General features: G+C 70.6%; 15 protein-coding genes. 6 read left to right on the top strand and 9 right to left on the bottom strand.

What is annotated here, in order from left to right; genetic code table 11:
* Positions 1–49 precede the first annotated feature (49 nt).
* The 3 genes from ACFVX9_RS15025 to ACFVX9_RS15015 all read right to left on the bottom strand — a co-directional run bounded on the left by ACFVX9_RS15025 (position 50) and on the right by ACFVX9_RS15015 (position 1,367).
* The gene (locus ACFVX9_RS15025) at positions 50–412 is read right to left on the bottom strand and encodes a hypothetical protein (protein ID WP_359913424.1); all 363 of its coding nucleotides are present in this window, start codon (positions 410–412) and stop codon (positions 50–52) included.
* Positions 413–506: 94 nt separating this feature from the next.
* Complete coding sequence (locus ACFVX9_RS15020; RefSeq protein WP_387981919.1) at positions 507–794, bottom strand: hypothetical protein; 288 nt, start codon at positions 792–794, stop codon at positions 507–509.
* A gap of 345 nt (positions 795–1,139) precedes the next feature.
* A complete protein-coding gene (locus ACFVX9_RS15015) occupies positions 1,140–1,367 on the bottom strand; it encodes a hypothetical protein (RefSeq protein ID WP_371519656.1) in 228 nt (75 codons plus the stop codon).
* 519 nt (positions 1,368–1,886) lie between these two features.
* Here ACFVX9_RS15015 and ACFVX9_RS15010 point away from each other — a divergent pair.
* The 3 genes from ACFVX9_RS15010 to ACFVX9_RS15000 all read left to right on the top strand — a co-directional run bounded on the left by ACFVX9_RS15010 (position 1,887) and on the right by ACFVX9_RS15000 (position 4,613).
* Complete coding sequence (locus tag ACFVX9_RS15010) at positions 1,887–2,090, top strand: cold-shock protein (protein ID WP_099897249.1); 204 nt, start codon at positions 1,887–1,889, stop codon at positions 2,088–2,090.
* A gap of 370 nt (positions 2,091–2,460) precedes the next feature.
* On the top strand, positions 2,461–4,002 hold the full coding sequence (locus ACFVX9_RS15005; RefSeq protein WP_387981917.1) for a DEAD/DEAH box helicase: 1,542 nt from the start codon (positions 2,461–2,463) through the stop codon (positions 4,000–4,002).
* Positions 4,003–4,232: 230 nt separating this feature from the next.
* On the top strand, positions 4,233–4,613 hold the full coding sequence (locus ACFVX9_RS15000; RefSeq protein WP_387981915.1) for a CBS domain-containing protein: 381 nt from the start codon (positions 4,233–4,235) through the stop codon (positions 4,611–4,613).
* A 480-nt stretch (positions 4,614–5,093) separates the two neighbouring features.
* Here the strand turns inward: ACFVX9_RS15000 and ACFVX9_RS14995 are convergent, their stop codons facing one another.
* The 3 genes from ACFVX9_RS14995 to ACFVX9_RS14985 form a co-directional block, all read right to left on the bottom strand.
* Positions 5,094–5,375 (bottom strand): MerR family transcriptional regulator, encoded by a 282-nt coding sequence (locus ACFVX9_RS14995; protein WP_359913448.1) that lies wholly within the window; start codon positions 5,373–5,375, stop codon positions 5,094–5,096.
* 1,414 nt (positions 5,376–6,789) lie between these two features.
* The gene (locus tag ACFVX9_RS14990; protein WP_371519646.1) at positions 6,790–7,071 is read right to left on the bottom strand and encodes a hypothetical protein; all 282 of its coding nucleotides are present in this window, start codon (positions 7,069–7,071) and stop codon (positions 6,790–6,792) included.
* Positions 7,072–7,331: 260 nt separating this feature from the next.
* Complete coding sequence (locus ACFVX9_RS14985; protein ID WP_371519643.1) at positions 7,332–7,754, bottom strand: Hsp20/alpha crystallin family protein; 423 nt, start codon at positions 7,752–7,754, stop codon at positions 7,332–7,334.
* A 724-nt stretch (positions 7,755–8,478) separates the two neighbouring features.
* Between ACFVX9_RS14985 and ACFVX9_RS14980 the strand changes: the two genes are divergently transcribed.
* Together ACFVX9_RS14980 and ACFVX9_RS14975 are read left to right on the top strand one after the other, a co-directional pair.
* Positions 8,479–9,636, top strand: coding sequence for a hypothetical protein (locus ACFVX9_RS14980; RefSeq protein WP_387981913.1), 1,158 nt, complete (start codon positions 8,479–8,481; stop codon positions 9,634–9,636).
* A gap of 48 nt (positions 9,637–9,684) precedes the next feature.
* Positions 9,685–10,107 carry an STAS domain-containing protein gene (locus ACFVX9_RS14975; protein WP_371519638.1) on the top strand — a complete coding sequence of 141 codons (423 nt, stop codon included), beginning with the start codon at positions 9,685–9,687 and terminating at the stop codon, positions 10,105–10,107.
* Here the strand turns inward: ACFVX9_RS14975 and ACFVX9_RS14970 are convergent.
* The 3 genes from ACFVX9_RS14970 to ACFVX9_RS14960 all read right to left on the bottom strand — a co-directional run bounded on the left by ACFVX9_RS14970 (position 10,089) and on the right by ACFVX9_RS14960 (position 14,587).
* Positions 10,089–13,340 (bottom strand): N-6 DNA methylase, encoded by a 3,252-nt coding sequence (locus tag ACFVX9_RS14970; protein WP_387981911.1) that lies wholly within the window; start codon positions 13,338–13,340, stop codon positions 10,089–10,091. The genes ACFVX9_RS14975 and ACFVX9_RS14970 overlap by 19 nt on opposite strands.
* Positions 13,341–13,597: 257 nt before the next feature.
* Complete coding sequence (locus ACFVX9_RS14965; protein ID WP_371519633.1) at positions 13,598–13,981, bottom strand: hypothetical protein; 384 nt, start codon at positions 13,979–13,981, stop codon at positions 13,598–13,600.
* A gap of 195 nt (positions 13,982–14,176) precedes the next feature.
* Positions 14,177–14,587: a DUF6924 domain-containing protein gene (locus tag ACFVX9_RS14960; protein ID WP_371519631.1), complete on the bottom strand. Its 411-nt coding sequence runs from the start codon at positions 14,585–14,587 to the stop codon at positions 14,177–14,179.
* Positions 14,588–14,742: 155 nt separating this feature from the next.
* Between ACFVX9_RS14960 and ACFVX9_RS14955 the strand changes: the two genes are divergently transcribed.
* Positions 14,743–15,879 carry a hypothetical protein gene (locus ACFVX9_RS14955; RefSeq protein WP_371519628.1) on the top strand — a complete coding sequence of 379 codons (1,137 nt, stop codon included), beginning with the start codon at positions 14,743–14,745 and terminating at the stop codon, positions 15,877–15,879.
* Positions 15,880–16,129 lie beyond the last annotated feature (250 nt).

Raw genomic sequence — 16,129 nt, 5'->3', positions numbered from 1 at the left:
CGGGGACGTAGGGCGTCGAGCCGGGCGGCCGCTCGGCCTGCCGTGGTCCTCAGGAATCGGAGTAGCTGAGGTCCCCGACCGTCCAGCTGCTGACATCCTCGATGGCGATGCGGTACATGCCGCCGGTGTGGGGCAGCCCGAAGTCGCCCTGAAGGATCTTCGCCCGGTGGAGATGCAGATGGGTGGGCCGTGCGGGCGGGCCGTCGGCGGGCGGGGCAAAGAGAGCGGCGAACGGCTTCAGGTGCTCCGAGGCCTGGAGGACCTCCGCCACCCGATCCAACCACAGGGTCACCGGCGCGAGCCTGCCGGTGATCACCGCGCCGGGGACCACCACGGTCAGGGACATCTGATTGCTGTGCTCGGACTCGACCATCGCGGCGATGTCGACGAGCAGCCCGTCAGGGTTCGACATGCCCACCAGAATAGGACACGGCCTCCGCGGCGCCCACGGGTCGGGGCAGCGGCCACGGCGACCACGGGCCTTGCGCCTGCTGCACGGCACGGCGCTACATGGCGGCGACCTGACACGCCGATCGGCTGCGTCGTGGTGCGGGGCAGTTGAGAGCAGCCGTGAGGGTCGGGGCATCGCCCGGATCGTACGGGCCGGCGGTGACGAGCAGGTCGGCTCCGAGGGCGGTGACGGTGAAGCCCTCGGAGCCGAGGACCTCCGCCAGGGCCAGCATCAGCGCGCCGCGGATGCCGCGGAACTCGGTGCGCCCGGCGGCGTCGGCGGGATGCGGGCAGGCGTGGAGGGTCGGTCCGATCAGGTCCTGGCCCGGGCTCCATTCCAGCACCAGGCCGATCCCCGGACGCCGCCGGGCGCAGAGCCCGGACGCCTGGGGCGGCGCCGGCTCGAACCCTCGGAGGGAGAGCACTGCACAGACGGACTCAAACAGATGTTTGTCATCCACGCGCAGAGTTTATCGCCTGCCCAGCCCGCAGCCAGCCGCCCTTGACATTTCGTCACATGCTGTTCCAGCCATGGCCGGCGAGGCTACAGGGCCGGAGCTGCGGATTCCCGTTCGACCCGATCGGGGTGCGTGTCCCCTGGACGGCGTGCCGACGCGGCGAGCCAGGGGCGTACCGCAGGGGTCCGCACACTCGCGGCACACTCGGCGGAGAGCCGCGTGCGCCCTGGGTCAGAGTTTGAACATCGCGGCGTAGGGGTGGGTGATGCGTTCCCGCCGCGATCCGAAGTCGACGAGTACCGCGATGTCGCTGTCGCCTTCGACGCCGATGGCCCGGCCGAGGCCGTACGTGTCGTGGGTGACGCGGTCGCCGACGGCGAAGTGCTTGCGCGGCGCTTCGATCCGGGCCTTGAAGGGACTGGTGGGCAGGACACGGCGGACTGCTGCAGATTTCGTCATTCCCTGCAGTATGCGCCGAAAGTCGCGGGAGCGGGACTTCTCGACGCACTCAATTTCGGAGCTACGACAGGAATTTCGCGCAAGCCGTACAGCGCGCCCCCGGATGGCGCCGGTGGGCGTGGTGCGTCGCTTTCACGGGTCTGGCGCGGCCAGGGCAGGCGCTGCGCACCCGCGCGACTCGCCTTCCCCGGGGAAGGCGAGTGGTCGGCGCCGAAGGAGTACGGGTGATCGCTCAACCAGGCCGCTCTCCATGTGTGTTGGTGGTCCTGTCGCCTCGCGGCCGACGGCCCCGGGGGAAGGCTCCCGGAGAAGTGGGGGTGAAATATCCACCCGCGACGGGCCTGGGCCTGCTAGAGTCGCTTTAGTTGCAGTAGTGGTTCCCATGAACTTTGTGTGCGCCTGCTGATGTTTCGCAGGCGCCTTTTTGTTTCCCGGCTCTTCCCCGGGTGGGTGCTCATCGCGGCGACTCGAAGCGCGCGCTGTGCGGGCTTCGGACAGCCCCTTGAAGGAGATTTCTTTATGGCTAATGGCACTGTGAAGTGGTTCAACGCGGAAAAGGGCTTCGGCTTCATCGAGCAGGACGGTGGCGGCGCTGACGTCTTCGCCCACTACTCGAACATCAACGCCAACGGCTTCCGTGAGCTGCTCGAGGGCCAGAAGGTCGAGTTCGACGTCACGCAGGGCCAGAAGGGCCCGCAGGCCGAGAACATTCGTCCGCTGTAGTTTTTCTGCCACGGCACCCGCCTGGTAGCGAGGGGCCCGCACCGCGTACATGATGCCCGGTGCGGGCCCCTCGGCATTGCGCCACGACGCGCTTCCCCGGCTGATTCCGGCCCCCTGGCTCCGCCACCGGCTGCCATCCCCACGCGAGACGCACAGCGCCGCGTCCGGATCGCCGCCCTGCCGTGACACCCCGCGGTTCGAGGTTCTCCGCTCCCGCCCTCCGCGGTGAGCGCCGACCTCAAGGTGACGTGCCGCACGGTTCCACCGTCCACGCCCCGCACTCCACACTTCGGCCCGTTCCTTGCGGCCTCCTGCCGGCGCCCCGCGCTGCGGAGCTTCCTCGCGACGTGCCGCCCCAGGAAGGTCTCACATGAACCGCTCCAGCCGCTCCCCGTACCAGAACGCCAACTCCCGCTCCTCGTCCTCCTCCCGCTCCTCGTCCTCCTCCCGCTCCGGCGGCAGCTCCTTCTACGGCGACCGGCCCGCCGGCGGCCGTGGCGGCCGCCAGGGTTCTTCTCCGCAGGGCGAGTTCGCGATGCCGGTGAGCACCACCCCGGCGCTGCCGGCCGTCGAGGCGTTCGACGCACTGGACATGCCGAAGGCCCTGCTCTCCACCCTGACCCGTCAGGGCGTCACCGAGCCGTTCCCGATCCAGGCCGCGACGCTGCCGAACTCGCTGGCCGGACGCGACGTCCTCGGACGTGGACGGACGGGCTCCGGCAAGACCATCGCGTTCGGTCTCGCGCTGCTGGCCCGCACCGCCGGCCGGCGCGCCGAGCCGCGCCGCCCGCTGGCCCTGGTGCTGGTCCCCACCCGCGAGCTCGCCCAGCAGGTCACCGACGCCCTCACCCCGTTCGCCCACGCGGTGCGGCTGCGGATGGTGACCGTGGTCGGCGGGATGTCGATCGGCCGCCAGGCCCACGCCCTGAACCAGGGGGCGGAGGTCGTGGTGGCCACCCCCGGCCGGCTCAAGGACCTGATCCAGCGCGGCGACTGCCGGCTGGACGGGGTCGGCGTCACCGTCCTCGACGAGGCCGACCAGATGGCCGACATGGGCTTCCTGCCGCAGGTCACCGAACTGCTGGAACAGGTCGCCGAAGGCGGCCAGACGATGCTGTTCTCCGCCACCCTGGACCGCAACGTCGACCGCCTCGTGCGGAACTTCCTCAAGGACCCGGTCACCCACTCGGTGGACCCGTCCGCGGCGGCGGTCACCACCATGGAACACCACGTGCTGCACGTGCAGAACTACGACAAGAACGCCACGATCGCCCACATCGCCTCCCGCGACGGCCGGGTGATCATGTTCACCGACACCAAGCACGGCGCCGACCGCCTGGTGGACGACCTGCTCGCCAACGGCGTGAAGGCCGCCGCCCTGCACGGCGGCAAGTCCCAGCCGCAACGCACCCGCACCCTGGAGCAGTTCCGCACCGGCCAGGTCACGGCACTGATCGCCACCAACGTCGCCGCCCGCGGCATCCACGTCGACGGCCTCGACCTCGTCGTCAACCTCGACCCGCCGAGCGACCACAAGGACTACCTCCACCGCGGCGGCCGCACCGCCCGGGCCGGCGAGTCCGGCACCGTCGTCACCCTCGTCCTGCCCAACCAGCGCCGCCAGATGGCCCGCATGATGACCACGGCCGCCATCACCCCCGCCACCACCAGGGTCAGCGCCGGAGACGAGGACCTCGCCCGCATCACCGGCGCCCGCGTGCCCACCGGCATCCCCACCGTGATCGCCGCCCCCGTCGTCGAACGCCCCCGCCGCAGCACCTCCACCAGCCGCAACCGTCGAGGACGCCCCGCCCGCGCGACCGGTGACACCCGCGCGACCGTCGCGGGCCGCGACAACCAGGGCTCCTCCGGCCGCCGCCGGGCACCGAGGCGCGTCGCCCTCGCCGCCTAGTAGGCAGGTGTGGGCCTTGGGCACCCACCCCGACCCACGCCACCCCACCCCCCCCCCACAAAAACACAACCCCGGTGTGGTCCTTACCCCCCCCCCGCGCCAAACCCCCCCACGACTCACCAGCGCGAAACACGAGTCCCGGCTCGGTCCGGCGGACCCCGCCGGCCATCCCACCGCCGAGGCCCCGACCATCGCCGGCCCCGGCGGAACCGACACCAAGGAGTCCGCCCATGACCCTCACCCTCGAACACCCCGCGACCACCGCCACGGTCGGCGACCTCATGAGACACCCCGAGCTGCAGATCAGCGACGACGTCATGGTCGACATGGCGATCGACATCCTGCACAGCTCCGGCGCCGACCACCTCCTGGTCCGCGACGACGACGGCCGCTGCGCGGGTCTGCTGACCCGCATGCACCTCGCCCCGTTCCAGACCCGCACCCGGGCCACCGAGCGCACCCCCGTGCGCGACATCGTCCTCGTCCAGGCCCCGTTCGCCACCGCCGACATGCCCGCCGACACCGCAGCCGCCGCCATGCGCGCCCGCGGCCTGGACACGTGGCCGGTGGTCGACCCCGACGGCCACGCCATCGGCCTGCTCAGCTTCTAGGCCGGCTCTGCCGGCGCCGACGCGCCGGCAGTCGCGTGCCCAGGGCGCTGTCCACGACGGCGTTCAGCATTTCGGCCGCCGTCCTGGTCCCGGTCGCCCGTCGCGTCGAACACCAGGGCGCCGGTCCCCGGTCGCAGGCGGATGGCGAGGGCAAGGAGTCGGACTCCGCGGGGACCGCCACCGAAGTACTCCTCGCAGCCCCGGTCTCGGGCAGGCCGGGGCCCACGCTGCGGGGCACGCGTCATGACCCGGGCAGAACGGTGGTGGATGAACCCCTGGCGTGCACTTCAACGGGCGGCGTGCCGTCATACCGGGTGGCCTGGAACCGGTCCGCGCCAGTGAGACAGGGGGCCCGGCAGCCTGGCCGTTGGAGAACGGTCGGCCGGCGATCGGGGACTGAGGGGTAGTCGCGCCCCGGGGCGGCCTGCGGTGAGCGCCCGTCGCTCACCGCGGACCGGTCTCGTCAGCCTGGCAGGCGGGTCAGGTGTCGGCGGCGGACTCCTGGCCGCGCGGGGAACGGCGGAGCTCTTCGTTGATGCGCAGGGCTTCTTCGAGTTGGTCTTCGAGGATGACGATGCGGCAGGCGGCTTCGATGGGGGTGCCCTGGTCGACGAGGTCGCGGGCGCGCATGGCGATGCGTAGTTGGTAGCGGGAGTAGCGGCGGTGGCCGCCGTCGGAGCGTAGGGGGGTGATGAGGCGGTGTTCGCCGAGGGCTCGCAGGAAGCCGGGGGTGGTGCCGGTCATCTCGGCGGCGCGGCCCATGGTGTAGGCGGGGTAGTCGTCGTCGTCGAGGGAGTCGGGGGTATGCGGTCGAATGGTTGCCGTGGTCACTGCACCTCTTCTTGTTGTTGTGTCCGGGGACGCGCTGAGGGGCCCCGGGGCCATTTCGGCTCCCGGGGCCCCGAAGGGTTTTACACCATCTGCCGGCCTTGTGGCCGGCTTCCTTGTATCCGCACTGCCCCGGGGGAGGGGGTGTGCGGGGATCGCGTATGCGTGACCGGAAACCACCGTCCTTGCCTTGGGGTCCTCGGATTCCGCCCGGGCGACTTCCTCACGGGCCGGGCGATCCTGATGGCGCTTTGTCCCCTCCATTCATCCTCTGTACTGGCCTGGTACTGCGAACTGCTTGGTACTGCGGAACTGCTTGTACTTCGAACTGCGTGGTAGTGCCAACCACTCGGTGCTGCTGTGGCGGTCCTTGCGGTCCACCGGGTCCGGCAGCCAGCCCCGTCGCCCGTCCTGCTAAGCACTCGGCTTGGAACCCCACTGCCGGACTCCCAGCGCGCGCGCCCGCAGTCTGGGCGCCTTCACCGGGATACCGCGTACTTCGACTGCTGGTACTGCCCAACTCGACTTCACACTGCTGGTACTGCGCTTACCGAACTGCGGTACCGCTCGGTGGCGACCCCTGATGCCTGCGGGCCACCTGGCCCGGCCGCCAGTCCCGTCGCCGTCCTGCACCTGCCGTAGCTCCGGGACTCCGCTACCGCGCCGCTGTTGCGTCACTACTTCACGCCCACCTGCTCGGCGCGTCCTGCGTCCTTCTCACCTACGGGTACTGCTCCTGCTGAACTGCGGTACCGCTGGGCGGCGGCCCCTGATACCTGCGGGCGCCCGGCCCGGTCACCGGTCATGTCGCCTTACTGCACCATCCCTGGCTTCAGGACCCTGCAACCGTTCCTACCTGCGAACTTCTGTACTGCTGCCCGCCAGTTCGTGTCTGGCGGGTACCGCTGACCTCGTCTACGAGAGAAACATTAACCATGGTGCGCGGCAATGTCTACTCCGGCGGGCATAGATTTTTCGGTGCCGGTTGGGGAGGTAGTCTTCGCCCCGCACGGGGTGGGGCGACCGGTCGCCGCAGCCGCGCAAGGACGGAAGACGCCGCGCCCAGCGGCCAGGACCACAAGTGAACGGGAGGCGAGCGGTGGAAGGGCCGCAGGCCGCGCGGCAGGTGCGCACCCCCGACCCCCATACCCAGGCGTCGCTGGCGGCGGCCATAGGCGAAGCAGTCCGAGACCGGGACGAGCGGGGCCTCCGTAGGCTTCTGGCCCGCTTCGCCGAACAGGCCGCCATCACGGACCTGCCCGCCCTGCGCGACGCCATCGATGCCCCCCACGACGATGACAGTCCGCCGCGGGCCCGATAGGCCCAGCCGGCCCGCCGCATTCCTGAATCAGAAGGCGCGGACAGCGGCATCACAGGTCAGGCAGACGTATCCGGCCCAACGCGGCGGATGCCACCCCTGCCCCGGCCGTTCCGGGCTCCATCGCTCGACCACCATCGCGCCGGTGTCCATTCCGCACGCGGTCGAAGGCCCCGGGCCACCGGGGGCATCCGGATCCGAGAGAGCGGCGTGGACCCGGCACACCGACAGGACGTCCACCGGATCACCGCCCACCCCCAGGATGCGCGCGTCCAACGGCTCGACCAGCTCCAGCAGAACCACGATCCCCATGGGTCAACCGTGCGCGCCCAAGGCCGCGCACGCGACCGCACCCGGGCAAGGGCGGCCGGCCGGCCGGCCAGCCGTGGACCACGCCGGCACCCCGCTGGCGGCCCGCCGTACGGGCCCGGACCGGAAGGGGGGTCCGGGCCCGTACGAACGGGTCCGCTCGCGCCCAGGGTGCTCGCCGGTGTCGGCGAGCGACACCCGGCAGGGCGGCGGCCGGTCAGCGGCAGGGACTGGGAACGAACCTCCAAGCCGCGCCGCCAGGGTCAGGCGGAGATGGCCTCGCGTTCGGCCTTGGCCGTGATGGTGATCTTGCGGGGGCGGGCCTTTTCGCCGATCGGCACGCGCACGCTCAGCACGCCCTGGTCGTAGTCGGCCTCGATCCGGTCGGTGTCCAGTGCATCGCTCAGGAGCACCTGCCGGGAGAACCGGCCCAGTACCCGCTCGTCCGCCAGCACCTGCGCACCCTGCGGGAGCCCGGACGCGCGCTCCGCGCGCACGGTCAGCACGTTGCGCTCCACGTTCAGGTCAACGGTCTGCGGGTCGATGCCCGGCAGATCCAGGCACAGTACGAACACCTCGCCGTCGCGGTAGGCGACCAGCGGCATCCCTGCCGGCTGGGAGACTGTGCCGACCGGCTGCGGAGGGAGCCGGTCGAGGTCGCGCAGGGAGTTGGTACGCATCAGCAAGGGAGATCAGCTCCTCACAGTCGTGAACGGCCACGGGTGCCCACGGACGGCATGGCGCCGGGCCTGCCCAGCCCTGCTCTCCCGCCCGGGCACCTCGACGAGAAAGTTATAGCGCCACCAAAGCTTTCTTGACAAGATGGCACTCAACTTTGGCGAGCCTTCCAAGCGCCACCTTCAGCGCACTGCCAGCCTGCGGCCAGGGCCCCAGTGAGGACGGGGCAGGCAGTCGAGTCGCGCCGCCGAGGCCAGTCCGCGCCAACCGCGGACCCACGACCTGGCCACCCTGCGCAACCTGGCGATTACTCGACAGCACAGACACCTCAACATCGCCGTCGACCCCGTCCCTACGGGTCCTTCACGCGCCTATCGGAGATGTCCGCGGGCTTATGCATAAAGTCAGTGCCGCCAGCGACAGGCCGTGTAGCTGGCACTCAACGTCACCGGCATCCCGCCCTCGCACGCCTCCGGCCGGCTCTCACCTCTGTACCAGCGGAGCTGCGGCACGCCGACGGCCACGACGGCCCCAAGTGGTCGCGCTGAACTCGGGACCGCGCCCCTTGCTCGACCCTGCCCGACCGACATCAGCCCCCCTTCCCCAATCACCACGTCCATCCCACCCGGCAGGTCAACCGGGCCCAGGGCACCTCCAGCCGCGACGCCCCGGTCGCCTGCCAGTGCGTCAGAATGGCGAACGACCATACGGTGCACAGCAATACCATCGGAGGTGCAGCCCAGGACGCGCTACAGCGTCGACCTTCACCGACGTGAGTTGATCGCCTCCTGGGGAACCGGCGAGGGCGACCTCGCTACCCGCATCGCGGCCCTCCCCGACGGCGCAGGCACGTCCACGCTGCTGGGCCTGGCCCGTACCCTCAGCCAGCTGTCGGACGCTGCGTGGCGCACCTACACCCGCCCCGCGAGCGCCGCCCCGTCGCTGGAGCCCAACTCCGAGGGCCGGCGCCGCGAGGAGGAGCGCAAGGCCTTCGCCGAGGTCGCCGGTGCGATCACCGGACCGAATCTCCCGAGCGGCGGCGCGATGGTCGTCTCCTACAGCCACCTCACCGAATCCGCCAACCGGATCGGGCGTGCCCTGCACGACCTCGACGACTCCGACCTCACCAAGGCCGTCCTCACCGAGAGCGCCACCGAGCTCGCCGCTGTGGAGAGCGCAGAGCTCGGCAACCTCACCGGCCGCGCCCAACAGGCCGTCCTCCTCAGCCGCGAGGACGCCTCCCCCGTCCAGGTCGCCGCCGCCGACCACCTCCTGCAGCAGGACCCCTTCGGCCCCGCCGAACTCTTCCTGGCCGTCGACCCCACCGCCACTGCCGTCGCCGCAGCCCACTGCCTCGCCGCCGCGGCCGAGGTCGCCGCCGAAGTCTCCGGCGAACACCCCACCCAAGTTGTCCTCGAAGCCGACAACATCGAGGCTCTCCCCCACAAAACCCCCACCCTCGTCCTCGGCCTCATCGCCGACGGCGCCACCCCGCACCAGGCCGTCACCGGCCTCGTCCGCCACGCCATGCACATCACCGACGGCGTGCTCCCCGACCCCACCGCCCTGCGCGAACAGCTCCACGACCTCGAAGAGACCCTCGGCGACTACACCGACGAGGACGAACCCGACCTCGAGGACATCGAGCTGCGCCTGACCCCGCTCGACCCCAAGCGCCCCGCCCGCGACCTCCTCGAAGACCTCCTCGCCGGCATCCACGGCTGCTGGCTCCTCCACAGCGAGCACGCCAGCCTCGACACGGACGAAGACCTCGGCCGCGCCGAGGACTGGGACGACGAACAGGCCGAGGAACACCAGCGACGCAGCCGCGACCGCTTCGCCCAGCGCGTCCACGAGACTGCAGCTCAGCACCACGACCGCCTGATCTGACCGGCCCGCCCGGCAGTAGGACCGGGCCTGCCTCCTACCAGGTCTCCCTTGAGCACTGGCCAAGGGAGACCCGCACCGCCGGTAGACCCGTCCCCGCCGCGCACGCTGTCCCATGAGCTTCCAGGGGCAGTCGGCGACCTCGACCAAGACACCGCGCCGCTGCTGGAGGCAGCCGTGGAGAACGCCACCGGCCTGCCCACCCTCCAGGGGGAGCTGGTGGTGGACATGTCCCGCGTCGCGTTCTGCGACTCCGGCGGCCTCAGCGCCCTCATCCGCGCCCACCTGCGGGCCCGCGAAGCAGGCGCGCAGCTCCACCTGCTCCGACCGACCGAACCGGTCGCCGCCCTGCTGCGCCGTACTGGTGCGGCCCGGGTGCTGAGCAGTGGAGAGCTGCGGCCGCGAACTCCCATCGGCAAGCCAGTGCCAAGCCCAGCTGACGGAGCAACTCGCCGCTACTGGGGCAGGTCGTAGGTGATCTCCAGCGAATGCTCCTCCAGGCTGCGGAGCGTCAACTGGCCGTCCCGGACCTCATTGAGCAGGAAGAGCTCCCGGGTCCGACACTCCTCGCACAGGCTGACGGCGGCGAACGGCCAGAGGTCGACCGGAGCCCCGTGCGGTGCACTGTCCACGTAGATGCGGTCGGGCCGCAGCGGCTGGGTGCTCGACCGCTCGAACGGCTCCCAACTCGGATGGCTGCCCCTTAGCCGGAGCCCGACGATCCGGTACGAGCCCTCGTCGAGGTACTCGCACCGCTCCACCCAGTCCCAGTGTGCCCCGGAGAGCCAGCTGACCGCGCTGATCGCCCGCACCACGTGCGGTTCCAGCCGCTCGACGTCCTCCGCCAGTTGATGGCTGGCGCGGACACCGTGGGCGTGGTGCGAGGTGTTCCTGAAGTCCTTGATGTGGCCCAACAGGGCGCGTGCGTTACCCCGGTCGCGCACGGTGGCGAGCTGTTGAACGCGGGGCGCGATGCCCTCGGCCTCCAACCGGTCTAGGAGCCAGAGCCAGGTACCGAAGGTAGCGCCGGTCCGGAACTGCTTGCGCAGGTTCCTGGAGAAGCCGTTCGACGCTGCGAGCTCGGTGAGCGCCAGCACGCCCAGCACCCGGGCAAGGCCCTCGCCCAGCTTGAGCAGTCCGTCCTTCCGCTCCGCCGGGTGTGTACTGACCCGGTACCGACGGGACAGCGCGGCGACATGGTGCGGAAAGCTCCACTCGGCGCGCCAGATCGGGTCGTCCAGCGGCCGCACGAGTTCGCCGATCAGGCCGGCCTCGTGGGCGGCGAACCTGATCTCGTTCCGAACGCCTTGGACGTCCCGCTCGCCGCTGCCGAAGACATTGGGCAGGATTCCCGACATCGTGGTCCGCAGTGCGCGCCGCCCCTCCTGCACGGTCTCCAGGAGGCTCTCCACCTCGCTGTCGGTCACCAGGTCGACGGGGACGTGCGTGTCCAGCAGATCGCGGGCGCTGGGGTACTGGCCGTTGTCCTTGCGGGAGTTCAGCCACTCGCAGAGCGCCTGGCCGCTGCCGCGCAGCGGCTGCAGCACGAAGAGGGAGGTCGCCGCCTCACCGAAGCCCTGCGGCAGCAGGCGCCAGTTGCCCGGCCGTCCGACGAGCATGCCGCCCGAGCACAGGGTCAGCGACGTCCCATCCTCCGGAGCGTCGGGGAGCTCGACGGCCGAGTCCGCCTCGTGGAGGTCCTGGGCGCGCAGGTGCTTGGGCCGGTCGGCGCCGTCCTCCTGTTCCCCGCTCTGCGGCGGGTTGACCCGGGTGGTCTCCAGCCGCGCGAGGTTGCGCAGCAGTTCGAAGTCGCCGTCGAGTTCCGGCCGGTAGAAGAGCGCGGGTGGAATCTCGCAGCCCACCCGTGTCCTGCTGTCGTCGATCCAGGCGTCCGGAGCGGTCGGGTGCACTTCGCGTCGGAGGTGGTCGCTCGGATCCACCTGCAGCGGCAGGTGGACGAACTCGCGCAGCTCGGAATCCGGCTCGTACGCCTCGCCGATCCGCTGCGGCTCTCCGTCGCCGTCGCGCACGCCGACGGCCTTGCGGACCGCTGCCTCGAAGACCTTCCCGCGCGGCCAGCTCACGCCGGCCGAGGCGACCGCCCCGCGCAGCGCCGTGACGGCCTCTTGGCCCCTCGTCCACGTCGAGCCGACCAGCGGACGCAGGGCGGCCACCAGGGCGGCGGGATCGCGGGTCTTCTGCATCATGCGCGATTCGGCGAGCCGAGTCAGGACCTCCTCGGACAGTTCGTACCGGAGCCGCAGCGGTCGTTCGATTGTGACCCGCTGGTACATCAGTTCGTCGGTGGAGACGATGCGGACCCGGTCGTCCGGCTGCTGGGCGGGGTCGGCGGACAGGGTGTCCAGGTAGAGCCCGGTGATCTCGGCGATCTGGTCCGACGTGATGTAGTTGCGCTTCGAGCCGATGGAGCGGCGCATCCGCTGGTACTGGTCCTGGGCGTTGAGCAGCAGCACCTGGCCCCTGCGCTGTGCCGGCTTGCGGTTGCTGAGGACCCACAGGTAGGTGCTGATGCCGGTGTTGTGGAAGAGGTGCTCGGGCAGCGCGACCACGGCCTCGAGCCAGTCGTTCTCCACGATCCACCGCCGGATGTCCGATTCGCCGGACCCCGCGGCCCCGGCGTACATCGGGGAGCCGTTGAAGAGGACCGCGATCCGGCTGCCGCCCTCGCCCGAGGCGCTCACCGGCTTCATCTTCGCCAGCATGTGCTGCAGGAAGAGCAGTGAGCCGTCGTTGATCCGAGGAAGACCGGCCCCGAAGCGGCCCGCGAAGCCGAGCTGCTCGTGCTCCGACCGGACCGCGTACACACTCTTCTTCCAGTCGACGCCGAACGGCGGATTGGCGAGAAGGTAGTCGAAGGCGGTTCCTTGGTGCCCATCCTCGGCGAAGACGTTCCCGAAGGCGATCGTCGAGGCCCGGCGGCCGCTGGTCAGCAGGGTGGAACGGGAGATCGCCCATGACTCCCGGTTGATCTCCTGACCGTACAACGTGATGTCTGCCCCGGGGTTCATCAGCGCGATGTACGAAGCCGCCTCAGTCAACAGGCCAGCCGTCCCGCAGGCCGGATCAAGGATGGTGCGGACGGCGTGCGGCGACGCCAGGAGGTCCGAGTCTGCGGAGATGAGGAAGCCGGCCATCAGGTGGGCGACATCCCGGGGGGTGTAGTGCTCCCCGCTCGACTCGTTGCTGCTCTCCGCGAACCGGCGCACGAGCTCCTCGAAGAGGTCCTTCATGTGGTCGTCGGTGATCATCTGCCCCAGGTCAATCGAGGCGAACTGCTTGACGACGGGGTAGAGGAGTCGTGCCTGGTGCAGGCGGGCGACGGTCCGCTCGAACTCGAAGCCGTCCAGCAATTCCCTGACGTTCCGGGAGTACCCGGCGACATGGCCCAGGAGCACCCGGTCGGCGTTCTCCGGATCGCTGAGCACGCTCTCCATGGAGAACCGGCTGAGGTTGTAGAAGGACCAACCCGAGGCCGCCGTCAGGCGCTGCTCCCGTTCCTGCTCGCCGTCGGTGCGCTCGGCCTCGTCGAGCACCGCCGGCCGGCTCGGTGCCAGCAGGCAGTCCAGCCGGCGCAGCACCGTGAACGGCAGGATCACCCGCCCGTACTCGGAAGGCTTGAAGTCGCCACGCAGTAGGTCGGCCACCGACCAGACGTGCTTGGACAGATGTCCGGTGCCGTCACTCATGCTGTCCCCCGCAGGCCGGTGCCTTTCATGGGACTGATCATCCCACGGCGTGCGGCCGGGCCCACGAGGAGTACGGGGCGCCGACATACTGGTGGCAGCACGCGGAGACCCGGGTGCTGCCACCGTCGTCGGCCGTCCCCGCCCGATCCCCGTGCTTGGCTGCCAGGAGACAGCCTGACTCAGATCACCCACGGCGACCAGGTCAGATGGCCGCCAGAAACTCGACTCTTTCGGATGTTCCAACCGGGGGTGAGGAGTTACAAGAAGACGATGTACAGCTCGTCCGCGGCTGCGGCCCGAGTGGAACGCAGCAGGCGCAGATGATCCGCGGTGAGCGGCTGGCGTCCGTGGACCGGGGTGTCGTCGAAGATCCCGGGCCGAATCGGGCTCGCCGAAGGTACGGGCACGGTGGGGGCTGGCCTGTCCTGGTGGGCTTGGCAGTCGAGGCCGTGGGAGCGGGACAGGAGCCGGTCGGCGATGAGCCGTGACACGCGCAGGGTGAGGGTGCGGCCCACCCAGTCGGCGTGGGCGAGGTGGGTGATCAGCACGCCGGTCGTCCAGTCGTCGAGGTCACGGAGGAAGCCGTGCTCGCGCCAGGGCGGCGCGGTGTCCTCCTTGACCTCGGGCAGGCGTACGGTCACCTGCTGCAGAGCGGTGCACTCCTCGGATGCGGCCGCTTCCCGGGCCTGGTTCTCCCAGGTGGCGACGACTTCGTCGACCGCGGCGCGGGTTGCGGCGGGGTAAAGCCCACCTCCAGCCGCACCCGCTCCCGACGCTGTTGCTCCTGGGCAGTGAACCCGCCCTCTGCAACCAGCGGCTTGGCCGGCCGGTCCGGCTCAGAAGTCCCTGAACACCCCGTCCTGGTCGACGGCACGGGCGAAATCGTCGAAGTCCATGTTCGCGATCGACAGGTTGTTCTCGATCCCCCAAAGCTCCGCGGCGACAACCCGGATGAAGCGCCCCGGCTCACCCCACAGGTCCACGACGACGACCGGCAGCTCGGCCGAGCCGAGCGCCACCGTGTCCGCCAGGACGAGCAGCGGGTGCCGATAGTCGCTCGGCAGCAGGTTTCTTACCTCGGCGCAGGTCGCACCCGCGAAGCGGGGATCGTCCACGAGCTCGACGTCGGGAAGGAACCCGTATTCGTTCGGGGTGGCCAGGACCTTGCGCAGACGCTCCCACGAAGCGGGGCCGGAGAAGTCGGTACGCACCACCAACGTGGCCGAACTGCTGGGAAGTTGAGTCACGGGACGACCGTACCGCGAAGGAACCGGACCACTCCCGATCGATTCCGCCCGCTGCCGGGCCGAAGGCCTGCGCCCGCGCCTCCGACTCCCGCCGGTCGGTCACAATGGGCCCGCACGGCGACCGAGCACCGCGGCAGTCCTGGAGGTAGGGATTCGTGACCCGCTACAGCGTCGACCCCGAGCGGCACGAGCTGCTCGCCACCTGGGGAACCGGTGAAGGCGACCTCGCCACTCGGGTGGCCTCCTTCCCGGCCGGGGCCGAGGCCTCCGTTCTCCTGCGCCTGGCCCGCGCGCTCAGCCACCTGTCCGACGCCGCCTGGCGCACCTACACCCACCCCGCCAGCGCCGCCGCCTCCCAGGAGTCCGGCTCCGAAGGCTGGCGCCGTGAGGAGGAGCGCAAGTCCTTCGACGAGGTCCCGGGCGCCATCGCCCGGCCCAACCTTCCCCAGGAGGGCATGCTCGACGTCTCCTACAGCCCGCTGGTCGAATCCGCCCACCGCGCCGGCCGCGCCCTGCACGGCCTGGACGACCGGAAGCTCACCGACGCCGTCCTCGCCGAGGCCGCCATCGAGCTCGCCGCCGTGGAGAACGCCGAGCTCGGCGACCTCACCGGCCGTGCCCGCCAGGCCGTCCTCCTCAGCCGCGAAGGCGCCTCCCCCGTGCAGGTCGCCGCCGCCGACCACCTCCTCGAACAGGACCCCTTCGGCCCCGCCGCACTGTTTTCCGAGATCGACCCCACCGCCGCGGCCGTCGCCGCCGCACACTGGCTCGCGGCCGCCGCCGAGGTCACCGGCCACTCCCCCATCACCGTGTTGCTCGAAGCCGACGACATCGAAGCCCTGCCCCACGAAACCCCAACCCTCGTCCTCGGCCTCATCGAAGCCGGCGTCTCGCCCTACGACGCCGTCACCGGCCTCGTACGCCACGCCCTCCACGTCGCCGACGGCCTCCTCCCCGACCCCGCAGGCCTGCGCGAACACCTCGAAGACCTCGACGACGACCTCGCCGACCACACCGGCCCGGACACCGACCCCGAGGACACCGGCCTGCGCCTGACCCCTCTCGACCCCAAACGCCCCGCCGTCGACCTCCTCGAAGACCTCCTCGCCGGCATCCACGGCTGCTGGCTCCTCCACGAGGAGTACGACGAACTGGACGACGAGGACACCAATGCCGACGAGGCGGAGGACGGGGACGACGAACCGGCCGAGCGGCACCAGGACCACAGCCGCGAACGCTTCGCCCACCTCGTCCGCGAAGCCGCAGCCGTCCACCGCGACCGGCTCACCTGACCGGCCGCCGAGACCGCCTGCCCGGACACACGACGCATCCCTCGACAATCACCCAGGGTGACAGCGGAGGGCTCTGGCCACCGCGCCTGTCGGCAGCTCCGCGTGACAGCCGTCGACCTGTCGGCAACGGCACGTCCGCCCCAGGCCGTCGACACCCGCCCTCGAACCCCGGCCGATATTACTCAGCGTGACCATCATGGCATGCATGCCTGACGTACAATCAGGTCCGGGAATTCCGCATCCCCGAAAA

Source organism: Kitasatospora sp. NPDC058243 (genome assembly GCF_042882025.1).
In the GTDB taxonomy this organism is placed as follows: Bacteria; Actinomycetota; Actinomycetes; order Streptomycetales; family Streptomycetaceae; genus Kitasatospora.
Note: the sequence above shows the minus strand (reverse complement) of the source record. Positions and strands in the feature narration are given on the sequence as shown.

Coding starts and splice junctions, on each gene's coding strand:
- ACFVX9_RS15010 (WP_099897249.1), top strand. CDS start 1,887: ATGGCTAATGGCACTGTGAAGTGGTTCAACGCGGAAAAGGGCTTCGGC.
- ACFVX9_RS15000 (WP_387981915.1), top strand. CDS start 4,233: ATGACCCTCACCCTCGAACACCCCGCGACCACCGCCACGGTCGGCGAC.
- ACFVX9_RS15005 (WP_387981917.1), top strand. CDS start 2,461: ATGAACCGCTCCAGCCGCTCCCCGTACCAGAACGCCAACTCCCGCTCC.
- ACFVX9_RS15025 (WP_359913424.1), bottom strand. CDS start 412: ATGTCGAACCCTGACGGGCTGCTCGTCGACATCGCCGCGATGGTCGAG.
- ACFVX9_RS15015 (WP_371519656.1), bottom strand. CDS start 1,367: ATGACGAAATCTGCAGCAGTCCGCCGTGTCCTGCCCACCAGTCCCTTC.
- ACFVX9_RS14990 (WP_371519646.1), bottom strand. CDS start 7,071: ATGGGGATCGTGGTTCTGCTGGAGCTGGTCGAGCCGTTGGACGCGCGC.
- ACFVX9_RS14970 (WP_387981911.1), bottom strand. CDS start 13,340: ATGAGTGACGGCACCGGACATCTGTCCAAGCACGTCTGGTCGGTGGCC.
- ACFVX9_RS14995 (WP_359913448.1), bottom strand. CDS start 5,375: ATGGGCCGCGCCGCCGAGATGACCGGCACCACCCCCGGCTTCCTGCGA.